The 14,146-nt window shown below is 69.0% G+C and carries 12 protein-coding genes; 8 read left to right on the top strand and 4 right to left on the bottom strand.

Translation table 11 applies throughout. The annotated features are described in order from the left end of the window. Positions 1 to 57: 57 nt before the first annotated feature. Together ABD974_RS15390 and ABD974_RS15385 are read left to right on the top strand one after the other, a co-directional pair. On the top strand, positions 58 to 1,176 hold the full coding sequence (locus ABD974_RS15390; RefSeq protein WP_345304217.1) for an acyltransferase family protein: 1,119 nt from the start codon (positions 58 to 60) through the stop codon (positions 1,174 to 1,176). Between the two features lie 207 nt (positions 1,177 to 1,383). Continuing rightward, positions 1,384 to 2,151, top strand: a complete 768-nt coding sequence (locus ABD974_RS15385; protein ID WP_345304216.1) for a class I SAM-dependent methyltransferase — start codon at positions 1,384 to 1,386, stop codon at positions 2,149 to 2,151. 15 nt (positions 2,152 to 2,166) lie between these two features. Here the strand turns inward: ABD974_RS15385 and ABD974_RS15380 are convergent, their stop codons facing one another. From ABD974_RS15380 to ABD974_RS15365, 4 genes are read right to left on the bottom strand one after another with little or no spacing between them, the layout of a single operon-like run. Further along, on the bottom strand, positions 2,167 to 4,248 hold the full coding sequence (locus tag ABD974_RS15380) for an NAD-dependent epimerase/dehydratase family protein (RefSeq protein WP_345304215.1): 2,082 nt from the start codon (positions 4,246 to 4,248) through the stop codon (positions 2,167 to 2,169). Beyond that, positions 4,245 to 5,450, bottom strand: coding sequence for a glycosyltransferase (locus ABD974_RS15375; RefSeq protein ID WP_345304214.1), 1,206 nt, complete (start codon positions 5,448 to 5,450; stop codon positions 4,245 to 4,247). The genes ABD974_RS15380 and ABD974_RS15375 overlap by 4 nt, the downstream gene beginning before the upstream one ends. Continuing rightward, entirely contained in the window at positions 5,443 to 6,054 is a 612-nt protein-coding gene (locus ABD974_RS15370; protein ID WP_345304213.1) for a class I SAM-dependent methyltransferase, read from the bottom strand. Before ABD974_RS15370 ends, ABD974_RS15375 begins: the two co-directional genes overlap by 8 nt. An 11-nt stretch (positions 6,055 to 6,065) precedes the next feature. Further along, on the bottom strand, positions 6,066 to 6,770 hold the full coding sequence (locus tag ABD974_RS15365; RefSeq protein ID WP_345304212.1) for a J domain-containing protein: 705 nt from the start codon (positions 6,768 to 6,770) through the stop codon (positions 6,066 to 6,068). Between the two features lie 160 nt (positions 6,771 to 6,930). On the opposite strand from ABD974_RS15365, the gene ABD974_RS15360 reads away from it, so the two are divergent. The 6 genes from ABD974_RS15360 (at position 6,931) to ABD974_RS15335 (ending at position 14,135) form a co-directional block, all read left to right on the top strand. Continuing rightward, positions 6,931 to 8,034, top strand: a complete 1,104-nt coding sequence (locus ABD974_RS15360; protein WP_345304211.1) for a polysaccharide deacetylase family protein — start codon at positions 6,931 to 6,933, stop codon at positions 8,032 to 8,034. Between the two features lie 7 nt (positions 8,035 to 8,041). After that, positions 8,042 to 9,370, top strand: coding sequence for an O-antigen ligase family protein (locus ABD974_RS15355; RefSeq protein ID WP_345304210.1), 1,329 nt, complete (start codon positions 8,042 to 8,044; stop codon positions 9,368 to 9,370). Beyond that, entirely contained in the window at positions 9,367 to 10,938 is a 1,572-nt protein-coding gene (locus ABD974_RS15350) for an oligosaccharide flippase family protein (protein ID WP_345304209.1), read from the top strand. The genes ABD974_RS15355 and ABD974_RS15350 overlap by 4 nt, the downstream gene beginning before the upstream one ends. Continuing rightward, positions 10,935 to 12,287 (top strand): phenylacetate--CoA ligase family protein, encoded by a 1,353-nt coding sequence (locus tag ABD974_RS15345; RefSeq protein ID WP_345304208.1) that lies wholly within the window; start codon positions 10,935 to 10,937, stop codon positions 12,285 to 12,287. The genes ABD974_RS15350 and ABD974_RS15345 overlap by 4 nt, the downstream gene beginning before the upstream one ends. Next, positions 12,284 to 13,429 carry a glycosyltransferase gene (locus tag ABD974_RS15340; protein WP_345304207.1) on the top strand — a complete coding sequence of 382 codons (1,146 nt, stop codon included), beginning with the start codon at positions 12,284 to 12,286 and terminating at the stop codon, positions 13,427 to 13,429. The genes ABD974_RS15345 and ABD974_RS15340 overlap by 4 nt, the downstream gene beginning before the upstream one ends. 70 nt (positions 13,430 to 13,499) lie before the next feature. Continuing rightward, on the top strand, positions 13,500 to 14,135 hold the full coding sequence (locus ABD974_RS15335) for a polysaccharide deacetylase family protein (protein ID WP_345304206.1): 636 nt from the start codon (positions 13,500 to 13,502) through the stop codon (positions 14,133 to 14,135). Positions 14,136 to 14,146 lie beyond the last annotated feature (11 nt).

Below are 14,146 nucleotides of genomic sequence, written 5' to 3'. Positions count from 1 at the left end.
TCCGCGGACGCCGGAATCCGTTGATAATGCGGGATTCGTCGCCATCGGAGGGGATGCGTGGAGCAGGGCAGTACGGTAGATGCGGCAAGGATAGCGGCGAACGATGCGAGCGCCCGCGAGGACACCGGTCCGGGCAACGGCGGCACCACCGGCAGCACTTCCGGCGGTGGCGCGCGCGTGGGCGAACTCGATGCCCTGCGCGGGCTGGCCGCGCTCGGCGTGGTCGTCTTCCATTACACCACGTTCTATCAGCAGGAACAGGGCCATCTGCAGCCGCTCGGTTTCGGCTTTCCCGCCGGCAATTACGGCGTGCATCTGTTTTTCCTGATCAGCGGGTTCGTGATCTTCATGACCCTGGAGCGCACCCGCACCGCGATGGACTTCGTGGTGTCGCGGTTCTCGCGCCTGTTCCCGGCGTACTGGGCGGCGATGGCGATCACCGCGGCGGTGGTCTACACCATCGGCCTGCCCGGCCAGCGCATCGCCGGCCCCGATCTGTTCGCCAATCTCTCGATGCTGCAGGAAATCCTCGGCTTCGATCACCTCGACGGCTCGTACTGGACGCTGCAGGTCGAGCTGTTCTTCTATGCGCAGATGCTGTTCTGGTTCGTGCTCGGTCAACTCGATCGCATCCGCTGGATCATTCTCTTCTGGCTGGCGATGACCGTGGCTTATGCGCTCACCGCGAAGAACCACGTGCATTTTTCCTACACCGTGCGCGAGACGATGATCCTGCGCCATATCCCGTTCTTCGCGATCGGCATCCTGTTCTACAAGCGTCATGTCCGCAGCGGCGACGCGCGCGTCGATATCGCGCTGATCCTGCTGGCCCTGGCGGCGATCGGGGTCAGTTTCGCGCCGGAATACTTCGTCGCCGGCGTCGTCTGCTGCGCGGTGTTCGCGCTGTTCGTCGGCGGTCGGCTGCGCTGGCTGCGCGCCGCACCGTTCGCGTTCCTCGGCGGAATTTCCTATTCGTTGTATCTGCTGCACCAGGCGATCGGGTTCGCGGCGATCCACCGGCTCGAAGCGGCCGGCGTGCCTTCCCTCGTGGCGATGGCGCTGGCGATCGCACTGGCGCTGGTCCTCGCGACGGCTCTCACCCTGGCGGTCGAGCGGCCGGCGATGCGGATGCTGCGGCAGGGATGGCGCACGCGTGGGCGGCCCGCCGCCGGCTGAGCGCGGCGCCGGCGACGGGATCGACCCGCCATCGCCCGACGCGGATACGGACATCTTCTTTGGTTAGAATGCGTGCCTCTCCGGAGGGACGATCAGGGGAGCGGCCGAAGGAATCATGCCCGCGATGCCCGCGATGCGCGGGATGCGGCTGCGACAACAGTGCACGAGGACACGATGCAGGAACCCCATCGATCTCGCTTCATCGACATGATCCGACGCGGCGTGGCGTCGCGCGACATCCACGATTCCGAAGGCGACGGCAGCTACGACGGTCCATTCGCGGGGCGCGTCTCCGAACGTTTTCTCGAGCGCGAGCTGACCCGCGTCGCGATGCACGCGCAAAGCCTGTGCGTACCGCTCGCGACCCGGCTCGCGCGGGCGCCGCGGGTGCTCGATGTCGGCTGCGGCACCGGCGGTACCACGGTGGCGCTGGCCTTGTCGGATCTGCGTCCGGACGAGGTCGTCGGTATCGATGCCAGCGCCGATGCGATCGACGCGGCGGCGGTGCGCGCCGCCGGCCATGGCGTCGTCGACGGGCGTACCGCCGATGGCGCATCCCTGCGTTTCCAGCATGTCGAGGCCGGTCGGCCGCTGCCGTTCCCCGACGGTCATTTCGATCTGGTGACCTGCGTGTCGGTGCTCGAATTCATCGGCACGCCGTCGGCGCGTGAAGCCTTCATCGCGGAGATGCTGCGTGTCACCCGTCGCGGCGGCCATGTCTATCTGGCCACGCCCAGTCCGCTGCGGTTGCGCGAATATCATTCGCGGCGGACGCTCGGCGACTGGCGCCGAACCCGCGGTTATCCCTGGTCGAGCACGCCTGTCGCGTTGCGCCGGATGTTTCCGGGCTGCGCGGTCGAGTCGCTCGCGGTCGAACGCCTGCGCCGCCATCCGCGCCTGCGCGGCATCGGCTGGGCGGCGCCGGTCCTCGCCTGGGCCACGCCCTGGCAGCGATTGCTCGCGCGCAAGACGTGAGCGCAGGCGCCTGCTTCAGCCTTCGCCGAAGGTGATGTCGAGCCCCTTGCGCACACCGACGCGCGGTGTCCAGCCGAGGGTTTCGCGTGCCGCCGTGGTGTCGAAGTTCGTCAGCGGCCGCAGCGAGCGCACGCGATAGCGGGTCAGCGGCACATCGCGCTTCAACAGCCTGCCCAGCAGCTCGACGCCGATCGCGAGACACATGAACACCCACTGCGGCACCCACAGCGTTTTCAGCGAAGCGCCGAGTTTGCGTTTGCAGCGCCGCAGATAGGTCGTGCGGTCGACCGAATCGGTGTCGACCAGATTGAACGTGCGGCCCAGCGCCTGCGGCGATTCCGCGGCCAGCAGCAGGGCATCGACCACATCGTCGCGATAGACCAGTGGCAACGCCTGCGCGCCGCTGCCGATCGCGATCCAGCGCCCGGCCAGCGCGATGGTGCCGTTGGGCGTGACCTGTTCCGCGCCGGGACCGAAGATCTGGCCCGGACGCAGGATCACCGCCGGCAGATGTTCCTTCGAGATCGCGTCGGCGACCATCTGTTCGGCGGTCAGCTTGGTCTGGGTGTAGGCGCCACGCAGTTGCGGATGCGGTTCGAAGCGGTAGTCCTCGGTCAGGACTTCGCCGTTGCGACGACCGGCATGGTCGAACACGCTCATCGAACTGACGTAGACCAGCCGCGGGCTGCCGTGCTGGGCACCCGACTGTTTCCGGCAGGCATCGAGCACATTGCGCGTGCCCCAGACCGTGCCGGCCTCGAAATCGCGCGGGCCGCCGCGCATCGCGGCGCCGACGTGATACACGATGCCTGCGCCGGCCACCGCGTGATCGACGATCCGCGGATCGCCGAGATCGCCGACCACGGTCTGGATGCCGTCGTCCTCGCGGAACGCCGCGACCGGGCGACGCACCAGCACGCGCACGATCTTGCCCTGTGCGCGCAACGCGGCGACCAGCGCGCGGCCGAGAAAGCCCGCGGCGCCGGTGACCAGCGCATCGGCCGGCGGCAGATCGACGTGGCGCGCCTCCAACTGCTGCAGGCGCAGGCGGTCGGGTTCGACGCACAGCGGATCGAGCAACCGCGCGATGCGAAGGCCGTCCTCGCCGGCGAACGGCGGCGTTTCGTCGTGGAAAACCGCCTTCGCGAACGCGGCCGCGCCGGTCTGGATGCCCGGCGACGGTTTCAATCGGCCGGTGGCGAAGCGCAGCACGTTCGTCGGGATGCGGAACACATCCTTCGCCGCGCTGAAGAACGCGTTGAGCAGGATGCCGATGAACTTCGGTCCCGGCAGCGTGCGATGGATGCGGCAGACCTGGGTGAAGCGGTCGACCTCGATCGTGCCGCGGGTGCCGCGCACGAACAGCCGGTTTTCCATCGGCCGGGCGTTCCACGACAGCAGCAGTCGGCCGACGCCGCGCGCGGTCTGCGCCTGCGCCTCCCATTCGTCGAAGCCGAGATTCGGATCGCCGCCGCGCGACTGGAAGCGCACGTCGGCCTGCGCGATCGGGCCGAGGAAGGCTTCGATGGTGTAGAAGCCGTGCACGCCGAGATCGCGGAACGGGTAAGACCCCTGTTTCACCTGACCCGGCAGCGGGCCGCCGGCGTACGGCGGGTATTCGGAGTTGCGGACGATGTCGACCGAGAGCACCTCGCCGATGTCGCCGTTGTTCGCGGCATCGAGCGCGCGCATCAGCACCGGATCGAACAGGTCGGAGTGATTGACGCCGAGCTTCAGGCCGGTGGCCTTCGCCTTCGCCAGCATCGCTTCGCAGTCCGCGGCGCTGTCGGCCATCGGTTTTTCGACCAGCACGTGGCAGCCCATGTCCATCGCCTGGATCGCGAGCGCGGCGTGCGAGGCCGGCGGCGTCAGCACGTAGACGACGTTCGGTGCGGTGTCGGCGAGGTCGGCGAGCGTCGCCGCGATCCTCGGTATTTTGAAGCGTTTCGCCAACGTTTCCGCGGCGGTGGTATTGCTGTCGCACAGCCCGACCAGTTCGACGAAATCCAGCCGCGAGAGCGCGGCGAGGTGATGCGTGGCGACGTAGCCGGCGCCGACGACGGCGATGCGGAGGGGGCGGGGAGCGGAAGAGGTCATGAACGAACTGCAGGAGAGGAATTCGGAGGGAGCCGTGCGGCGACTTCGGCCAGCACGGCATCGACGCGCGCGTCCCAGGTCTGGTCGGCGACCGCGGCGATGCGCGCTTCGGCCGCGCCGGGCGCGTGGTCGATCACGGCGGCGTCGAGCGCCACGAGGAAGCCTTCGCGGTCGTCCACCAGTCGCACCCACTGCGAGAATTTCTCGATCTCGGGGTTGCGCACGCTGACCACGGCCTTGCCGGCGGCGAGGTACTCGCGCAGTTTCAGCGGATTGGCGTTGGCGACCTGGCGGTTGAGGCGGTAGGGAATGATCGCGGCGTCGAACGCCTTCGACCACGACGGCAGCGAGGCGTAGGGCTGCGAGCCGGCGAGATGCACGTTCGGCAATGCGCGCAGACCGTCGATGGGCACGTGCGCGTGGCCGACGAGCAGGAAGCTCCACTGCGGCCGCTGCTGCGCCAGCCATTCGATCAGCGGCACGTCGATCCATGCGTGGATCGAGCCGATGTAACCGACGATCGGGCGCGGCAGGTCGCGCGCCATCGCCGGCAGTTCGGTCGCCGGATCCTGCGCCTGCGCGAACAGGTCGACATCGACGCCGTGCGGCGAAAAGACCGTGTTGTCCGGATTCAGCGCGCGCTTCGCGTCGAGCAGCGCGGGCGGCGCCACGCACAGCAGGTCGGCGCGGCGGCTGAGGGCGTCGTCGCGCTGCGCGATCAGCGCGGCGTCCACGCCCGGATGCGCGGCGTAGTCGTCGATGCAGTAGTAGACGACGAGATCTTCGCCGAGACGACCGGCATGCACGCCCGGATGCGGCACCACGAACCATGAGATGCGTTTGCGGATGCCGGCCAGCCGCAGCGCGCGGCGCACCGCCCAGCGGCCGAACAGGCGATTGAAGGCATCCACGCCGGGCAGGCGCCGGAACGGCAGCTGCGGCACCGTGCAGTGCCACAGGCCATCGGCGACCCGGGTCGGTCGTTTGAACGCGGCCAGCAGCTTGCGGACCGCGCGCCTGAGGTCGCGGCCGGAGGCGTTCGGCGCGCGCATGCCCGGCGAATCGACGTACAACACGGGCGCGCGACGCGCCAGACGTACCGCGACGTGATGGCTGCTGGTGCGGTTTTCGGCGTACCAGTCGTTGCCGAAATAGACGATGCCGCAGCCCTGCAGTGCCGACGATGACGACGGCTCAGTCATCGCGCCACCATCCGATCAGCCAGGCGGTGCCGCCGTGGTAAATCCAGTCTTTCTGCAGACCCGGAATGCCGTCGAGATGCGGGCCGATGCGGCCGCAGGCCGGCGCGAAAAAGGTCACCAGACCGTTGCGGCCGAGATGTCGCATGCGTGCGATGGTCTTGTCCGGTTCGCTGAGGTAGTAGAGCACTTCGCAGGCGGTGACCAGGTCGAAGCGATGGTGTGCATCGCCCCAGGGCTGGCCGAAAATGTCGGTGGCCTCGAACTGCGCCTGCGGCAGGCGCCTGCGCGCGCGTTCGACCGCCTGCGCGCTGACGTCGACGCCGTACTGCGCATCGCTGAGCCGGGCGAGATATTCGGTCTGATGACCTTCGCCGCAGCCCAGCTCCAGCACCGATCCAACCCGGCCGAAGGCGCGTTCGATCACCGTGTTGGTGGCCTCGAAGCGCGCGCGTTCCAGTTCGGACGCCATGTTCCAGGGATCCTCGACCGTGTAGGCCAGATCCAGACGTTCGAAGTTGTCGCTGCCGCCGACGCCGCGCAGGGCGTATTTCATCCACAGGCGTCGACGCGCCTTGCGCAGCAGGGTGGTCGCTCGCGTGAACATGGCCGCTCCGGTCAGTCGCAGCGGGTGTCGGCGGGCGGCGCTTCCAACTGCGCCGTGCCGGTCCCGAGCGGGCGCAGCGGCGAGCTGTACCAGCCCGCGACCCGGTCGCAGCGGAAGTCGACCCAGGACGGGCCGTAGTGCCAGCGCAGCGCATGCATGTCGAGCGGTTCCCCCAGAATGTGTCGCACCGTGTCTTTGTCCTGCCCGGCCGCGATGGTCTTCGCCATGGCGGTGTCCGCGACGCTCGCCACGACATCGGTCGTGGGCGCGCCGGTCGATGGGCCCGCCGCGACGATCGGCGCCGCATCGCCTTGCCGATCCGTGGGCGCGGCGGCCCGATCGATGAGCCGCCAACCCAGCACGAGCACGGCGATCAGCGACACCGCGACGAAATAACGCGCAAGCGCGCCGAAACCGGCCGTGCCCTGTGCGTCGTGGTCGGCGTCGGCCCGCCGCCAGCTGCGGTCCGGGGCGCTATCCGCCGCGGAATCGGTCGATGCCGGCGGCAGCGTTCCCGCGGCCGGCGCGCCGGGCAGGCGGCCGAAACGCGCGTGGAAGGCCAGCGCGGCGTCGTAGCGTCGGTTCAATTCCTGCAGGCGTCCGGTATCCTCTGCGCTCCCGCCCTGATCCGGATGCAGTTTCGACACGCGGCGTCGCCATGCGGCCCGCAGATCGGCGAGCGTGCAGGTCGCGTCGACTCCCAGCTCGCGATACATCGCCGTGAAGTCGGGTGCCGCGGAATCGTTGTGTACGGCCATGCGCGCCAGCGCCCCCTGCGCCCTTCGCGAGGCGCGCAGTGGACCGCGTTCGCCGTGCGAATGCAAGTCGGCGCGGCATCGTCCGGATGGGGCCGGAAAATGCGTTGTGCGAGTGGACATGGGGGATTCGATGAGCGGTGTGCAGATCCAGGCGCAGAACGGTGGCGAGCCGTCGGGCGGGCGTCGGCCGCGTCTGGCGCGCGCGCTGCGCCGTGCCGGCGCGCTGCCGCTGATCGCCCGTCTGCGCGCCGCACTGCGCCGCGATGTGCGCATCCTCGCGTACCACAGAGTGCTGGAATCGGCGGAGCCCGAAGGCTTCCGCTTCGACCCCGAGCTGATCAGCGCCTCGGCCGAGGCGTTCCGGGCGCAGCTGGCGATCGTCCGCCGCGACTGCGCCGCGCTGCGGTTCGACGAACTGCTGGCGTATCTGGACCGCGGCCGCGCGCTGCCGAAGCGCACGGTGCTGATCACCTTCGACGACGGTTACGACGACAATTACCGCGTCGCCTATCCGCTGCTGCGCGAAGCCGGTCTTTCGGCGATGTTCTTCGTGTCCACCGCGCACATCGATTCCGGTCATCCCTACGCCTACGACTGGCTGGTGCACATGGTGTGCACCACCGGCGCCGATCGCCTCGCCGCGCCAGAGCTGGACATCGACTGGCACCTGCCCGCGGACTTGGCGGGCCGGCGCGAGATCGCCGGGCGCATGCTCGACCGGATCAAGGTGCTGTCCGCGGCTGCGCAGCAGGCGCTCATCGATCGTCTGCAGCGGGATTGGGCGATGCCCGCCGATGTCGGCCATGCCGACTGCCGGCCGATGACCTGGGCGCAATTGCGCGAAATGCGCGAAGGCGGCATGGAGATCGGCTCGCACGGCGTCGGCCACCGCATGCTGGCGAAGCTGCCCGAGGTGGACATGCGCGCCGAGCTGGAAGAATCGAAATGGGCCATCGAGCGCGAAGTCGGCGCCGAGGCGATCGCGATCTCGTACCCGGTGGGCGGCAGCGATGCCTACGATGCGGCGGTGATGAGCGCCGCGCGCGACAGCGGTTATCGACTGGGCTGCAGTTATCGCGCCGGTGCCGAGCGGCTGGGTCCGGAATCGCGCTTCGAATTGCGGCGGATTCCGGTGGAGCGGCAGATGGATGCCGACTGGTTCGAGGCCGCGCTCGCGTGGCCCGAGCTGTTCTGCTACCGCTCGCGCACGCGGATGGGCTGACTCCGCCATGTTCGTCGCGATGATCCTCTACCTGCTGTTGGTGCTGATCCGGCCGCAGGACTATCCGGCGCTGGTCGAGAGCTTCGGCCTGCCGCTGCAGCCGCTGATGCTGATCGTGGCGGCCGGCTTCTGGATGCTGTCGCCGCGCAAGCGCTTCGATGCCCCGCAGTATCCGGTGCTGCTCGCGTTCTTCGTCGTGCTGATGGTCTCGCACATCTTCAACGGCTGGATCGGCGGCGCGCTCGAGCAGTTCGAGAAATTCGCGCCGGTGCTGCTGGCGTTCGTGGTGTTCGCGAACGGACTGGACCGGCGCTCGCGGATCCTCACGGTGATGGCGGTATTCGCGCTGTCGGCGACGGTGCTGGCGATCCACGGCATCGACCAGCAGCGAAACGGCATCGGCTGGACCGGCATCGAGCTGTCCCAGGGCACGCGCATCCAGTACGTCGGCATCTTCAACGATCCCAACGACTTGGGCATGCTGTTCGTCGCCTGCGTGCCGATGGCGGTGTATCTCGGCAGCCGCGGCGGTTGGATGGGGCTGCGCCGGCTGTTCTGGATGGCGGTCGCGGGCACCCTGGTCTACGGCGTGTATCTCACCGATTCCCGCGGCTCGCTGCTCGCGCTGCTGGCGGTGATGGGCATTTACATCTGGCAGCGCAAGGGCGTGTTCGTCGCCGGCCTGCTCGGCTGCATGGCGGTCGGGGTGCTGCTGGCGCTGCCGTCGCGCTTCAACGAGATCGACGTCGAGGAGGCCTCGGCCCAGGGACGCGTGGATTCCTGGTACGAAGGGCTGCAGATGTTCCAGGGCCATCCGCTCTTCGGGGTCGGTCCGGACATGTATTCCGACTATCACCATCTCACCGCGCACAATTCCTACGTGCTGGTCCTGGCCGAGACCGGCATCATCGGTTTCACGCTGTGGCTGGCGTTCGTGATCTACTGCTTCCGGATGATGTGGGTCGGTTCGCGTCCGCTCGGCGAACTGGCCTGGGAAAGCACCAGCGCGCCGGAGGCCGACGGCGACGCCGAGACCGCGCTGGCCGAACTCGATGCGCTGGAAGCCGGCATCGCCGAAGGTCGGGCGATCGCGATGACCCTGTTGCTGTCGCTGGTCGGGTTCTTCACGTCGGCGTTCTTCCTCAGCCGCAGTTACGTCATCGTGCTCTATCTGCTCGCCGCGCTGGTCGTGGCGCACTACACCGACATGCGCCGGGAGGATCCGGGGCTGCCGCGGTTCGCGCTGACGAACGATCTGCTGCTGTGGCCGATCGTGGGCGTCGGCGCCGCGATCGGTCTCTACGTGATGGTCAAGGTCCTTCTGGTGATGCAATGACGCTCCGCGCGCGCACGCTCCGCAACACCCTGTTTTCCTCGGTGGCGATGTACACCGAGTTCGTGCTCGGCATGCTCACGTCGATCCTGATCGCGCGTCATCTCGGCCCGGAGGGCTTCGGCGCGTACAGCGCGGTGATCCTGCTGGTGGGCATGGGCGTGGCCGCGACCAACTCGGGCACCGCCAGCGCCGCGATCAAGTTCGTGGCCGAGCTGCGCGGCGGCGGCCGCGACGAACTGGTGCGCCCGCTGGTGGCCTTCCTGCGTCGCGCCCAGCGCATGTTCCTGCTGGCCGTGCTCGCGCTCGGCGCACTGGCGCTGTGGCTGGCCGGGCATCGGGTCGCCCCCAGCTTCCATCACGGCATGTTGTTCGCGTTCCTGGTGATCGCGATCGCCCTGCGTGCCGGCTACATGTTCAACATCGGCGTCGCCAAGGGTCTGGAGAATTTCCGGATCAACGCGATGGTCGCGCTGTATTCCACGCCGCTGAATCTGGCGCTGGTGGCGATGGTGATGTGGCTGGATCTGCCGGTGGAATGGCTGCTCGGCGTGTTCCTGCTGTCCAGCGTGATGTTCTACACGATGTCGCTGGCGCAACTGCGGCCGCTGCTGCCGCCGGGCGACGACGTGCCGGCGCTGCCGGCGGATCTGGCGCCGCGGGTGCGCCGGCAGATGCTCTACAGCACGCTGATCGTGACGGTCGGCTTCATCGTCGCCAGCGAAGTCGAAGTGCTGTTCCTCAACGCTTACGCCGATCCGCACGCGGCCGGTCAGTTCAAGGTCGGCTACCAGCTCGCCAGCGGCGCCGCGACCCTGGTGCCCGGCGTGTTCGGCGCGCTGCTGCTGCCGATGATGGCGAACGCGCTCAGTCAGGGCCGCGAGGTCGCCGGGCATCGCTTCGCCGCCTCCACCGCGTATCTGATGTTGCTCGCCGCGCCGCTGGTGGCCTTCGGCATGGTGCTGTCCGATCCGCTGATCGATCTGCTGTACGGCGTGCAGTACGAGGAAGCCTCGACCGTGTTCGCGGTCTGCCTCGCCGGCGCCGCGCTCATCACCTCCGCGCAGGGCGCGTCGAGCCTGCTGATCAGCGCCGACCGCCAGCGCGCGGTGCTCGCGCTGATCATCGTCTGCGGCCTGCTGAAGCTCGGGCTGGACGCCTGGCTGATCCACATCGACGGCCTGCGCGGCGCCCTGATCGCCTATGCGGTGGTGGCCGCGGTGAACGTGATCGCGTACACCACGCTGGCGATCCGCGAATGCGGCACCGCGCCGGACTGGGGCCGGCTCGCGCGCACCATCCTCGCGAGCACGCTCGCGGCATCGCCGCTGCTGCTGGTGCATCACCACCTGCCGGCGCTCGCCGAGCTGCTGGTCGGCGGAGCGCTGGCGACGCTGTATCTGCCGATCACCCTGGCGCTGGGCTGCTGGACCCGCAACGACATCGCGCACATGCAGCAGCTGCACCAGCGGTTGCTGCGCGGGCATCCGCGGCTGGGCGCGCGCCTGCTCGCCTGGGCGCATGCGCGCGCGCCGATGGTCGCACCCGCGACCGCGGGAAGCCCGACATGAGCGGTCTCTACGAATCGCTGTTCCGCAAGGTGCTGTATCCGGCCTACGAGTCCGGGCTGCGCCGCCGCGACACCCTGCGTCATCTGCGCGAATACGAGCGTGACCAGTGGCGTTCCGTCGACGAACTGCAGGCGCTGCAGTGGCGCAAGCTGCAGGCGCTGATCGCGCACTGCTGGACGCAGGTGCCCTTCTACCGCGAGTTCTGGGGCCGGGCGGGCGTCGCCGATGCGGCCGACATCCGCAGTCGCGAGGACTACGCGAAGCTGCCGCTGCTGACCAAGCCCGAGATCCGCGCGCATGCCGATGCGATGATCGCGCCGGCGCATCGCGGCCAGCTCTACTTCAAGACCACCGGTGGTTCCACCGGCGAGCCGCTGCGCTTCGGCTACACCCGCGAGAGCTACGAGCGCCGGGTCGCGGTGATGTTCCGCGGCTATGCCTGGTCCGGCGCGCATCTCGGCCAGCGCACCGCCTATCTCTGGGGCGCGCCGGTGGCGGCGCCGGCCGGCGTCGCGCTGTTCAAGGACCGGCTGTACCACGCCGCCTTCAACCGCCGCATGCTCAACGCGTTCGACATGGACGAGCGGCGGATGGCCGAGTATGCCGACGCGTTCGACCGCTTCCGGCCCGAAACCATCGTGTCCTACGTCGGGCCGCTGGTCGAACTGGCGCAGTGGATCGAGCGCCATGGCCGCACGCCGCATCGTCCGCAGCGCATCCTCGGTGCCGCCGAGGCCCTGCATCCGCATCAGCGCGAGCTGCTGCAGCGGGTGTTCGGCGCGCCGGCCTACGACACCTACGGCTGCCGCGAATTCATGCTGATCGCGGCCGAGTGCGAGGCCCGCGATGGTCTGCACATGAACATCGATCATCTCCACGTCGAGTTCGCCGCCGGGCCGCAGGCCACCGCGCCGAGCGACCTGATCGTCACCGATCTGCACAACTACGGCATGCCGCTGATGCGCTACGTCAACGGCGATCTCGGCACGCCCGGGCACGCGCACTGCAGTTGTGGCCGCGGCCTGCCCAAGCTGGCGAAAGTCGACGGACGCAAGCTCGATGCGTTGCGCCTGCGCGACGGCCGCCTCCTGCCGGGCGAGTACATCGTCTACGTGTTCCTGCCCGTCACCGGCGTGAAGCAGTACCAGGTCGTGCAGAAGACGCTCGACACGTTGCTGGTGCGGCTGGTGCCGGATGCAGGCTACGACCCGTCGGTACACGCGCTGATCCGCGACGGGATCCGCAAGCTCGCCGGCGACGGCGTGGTCATCGATTTCGAGACCGTGGACGCGATCGCGCTCACCGCCAGCGGCAAGCGCCGGGTCACCATCTGCGAGCTGCCGACATGAGCGACTCCGCGCCGCTTGCCGCGCCGCTCGACATCGTCCATGTCGTCGAGAATCTCGAACGCGGTGGGCTCGAAAGGATGGTGATCGATCTGGCCATCGCCCAGCGGGCGGCGGGACATCGCTGTCGCGTGGTCTGCCTGTTCGAGCCCGGCGCGCTCGCCGGCGAACTCGAGGCGCAGGGCATCGCGGTCCACGCCTGCCGCAAGCGCGGTGGATTCGATCCGGCCGCGATCCGCGGCCTGCACGCGCAGCTGTGCGCCTTACCCTCGGCGGTGATCCACACCCACAACGCCAACGCGCACTATCACGCGGTCGCGGCGACGCTCGGCCGGCGTCCGCTGCGGCTGATCAACACCCGCCATGGCATGGGTGCGGCGCGTCCGCGCAGTCGCGGCGAATGGCTCTATCGCCGCAGCATGGGCCGCACCGATGCGGTCGCCGCCGTATGCGAAGCCGCGCGCGCGAAGTTCGCCGCGCAGGGCGTGCGCCCGCGCCATGGGCTGCTGTCGGTGCCGAACGGCATCCGCGTCGACGCGTTTTCCGCCGCCAGCGAGGAACGCCGCGTGTCGCTGCGCCGTGTGCTGGATCTGCCGCCCGGCACGCGCATCGTCGGCAGCGTCGGCCGGCTCAATCCGGTCAAGGATCAGGCGACCCTGCTGCGCGCGTTCGCGACGCTGCATGCCGAGTGGTCGGATACCGCGTTGGTGCTGGTGGGCGATGGCGCGCTGCGCGCAGCGCTGGAATCGCTTGCGGTATCGCTCGGCATCGCCGATGCGGTGCGCTTCCTCGGCGATCGCAGCGACGTGCGCCAATTGCTGCAGGGCTTCGACGTGTTCGCGCTGTCGTCGCTGAGCGAAGGCTATTCGATGGCGCTGCTCGAAGCCTGCGCCAGCGGTCTGCCGATCGTCGCCACCGACGTCGGCGGCAATCGCGAAATCGTGGCCGACGGCCGCAACGGCCTGCTGGTGCCGCCGTCGCGCGCCGATGCCCTGGCCGATGCCTTCGCCGCGCTGCTGCGCGATCCCGCGCGCGCCGTCGCGCTGGGCGCCGCGGGTCGCGACTGGGCGCTGCGCGAGGCCTCCATCGCCACCATGGCGGCGCGCTACGAATCGCTCTATCGCGGGAAGGCGGGCGACGCATGAGCAGGTATCCTGTCGCGCCCCGCGTCGTCGCACCCGCATGCGATGCCCGTCTTCGCCGGACCCTTGTCGCATGAATCCACGTCCCAGGAAATTGCAGGTGCTGCGCTGGTTGCCGAACCGCTGGGTGCTCACCCGTGGCGTGCGCCGGCGCCGCGTGCTGCATCTGACCTTCGACGACGGCCCGCATCCGGAGCACACCCCCGCGCTGCTCGATCTGCTCGCCGCGCACGGTGCGCGCGCCACCTTCTTCCTGATCGGCCGCGAGGCCGAGCGGCATCCGAACGTGGTCGCGAGGATCCTGCGCGAAGGCCATGCCATCGGCAATCATTCGTGGAGCCATCCGCAGTTCGAGCGGCTGGACCTGGCGGCGCAGCGCGAAGAGATCGAACGCACCGACCGCCTGCTGCAGTCCTTCGACGGCCTGCCGCAACACGACTTCCGCCCGCCGCGCGGCGTGATGCCGCGGCCGATGGTGCTCGACTGCGTCCGCCGCGGCCGCCGGATCGCGTACTGGTCCTACGACAGTCTCGATTACAGCCAACGCAGCGCCGAAGAACTCATCGCCTCGGCCCGCCGCCATCCGCCTCGCGCCGGCGAGATCCTGCTGATGCACGACGACGGCGGGCTGTCGCTGCGCCTGCTGGAAACGATGCTGCCGGTGTGGGTGGGCGAGGGTTTCGCGTTCGAACCGCTGCAGGCGGCGTGAGGACATGAATC

Origin of the sequence: Lysobacter hankyongensis, from assembly GCF_039543145.1 — a bacterium.
In the GTDB taxonomy this organism is placed as follows: domain Bacteria; phylum Pseudomonadota; class Gammaproteobacteria; order Xanthomonadales; family Xanthomonadaceae; genus Lysobacter_I; species Lysobacter_I hankyongensis.
This window is presented reverse-complemented; position numbering and strand designations above follow the sequence as displayed.

Bases quoted from the DNA above. Each gene is read 5' to 3' on its own strand.
- ABD974_RS15385 (WP_345304216.1), top strand. From the start codon at position 1,384: ATGATCCGACGCGGCGTGGCGTCGCGCGACATCCACGATTCCGAAGGC.
- ABD974_RS15350 (WP_345304209.1), top strand. From the start codon at position 9,367: ATGACGCTCCGCGCGCGCACGCTCCGCAACACCCTGTTTTCCTCGGTG.
- ABD974_RS15380 (WP_345304215.1), bottom strand. From the start codon at position 4,248: ATGACCTCTTCCGCTCCCCGCCCCCTCCGCATCGCCGTCGTCGGCGCC.
- ABD974_RS15355 (WP_345304210.1), top strand. From the start codon at position 8,042: ATGTTCGTCGCGATGATCCTCTACCTGCTGTTGGTGCTGATCCGGCCG.
- ABD974_RS15360 (WP_345304211.1), top strand. From the start codon at position 6,931: ATGGGGGATTCGATGAGCGGTGTGCAGATCCAGGCGCAGAACGGTGGC.
- ABD974_RS15365 (WP_345304212.1), bottom strand. From the start codon at position 6,770: ATGTATCGCGAGCTGGGAGTCGACGCGACCTGCACGCTCGCCGATCTG.
- ABD974_RS15375 (WP_345304214.1), bottom strand. From the start codon at position 5,450: ATGACTGAGCCGTCGTCATCGTCGGCACTGCAGGGCTGCGGCATCGTC.
- ABD974_RS15335 (WP_345304206.1), top strand. From the start codon at position 13,500: ATGAATCCACGTCCCAGGAAATTGCAGGTGCTGCGCTGGTTGCCGAAC.
- ABD974_RS15345 (WP_345304208.1), top strand. From the start codon at position 10,935: ATGAGCGGTCTCTACGAATCGCTGTTCCGCAAGGTGCTGTATCCGGCC.
- ABD974_RS15340 (WP_345304207.1), top strand. From the start codon at position 12,284: ATGAGCGACTCCGCGCCGCTTGCCGCGCCGCTCGACATCGTCCATGTC.
- ABD974_RS15370 (WP_345304213.1), bottom strand. From the start codon at position 6,054: ATGTTCACGCGAGCGACCACCCTGCTGCGCAAGGCGCGTCGACGCCTG.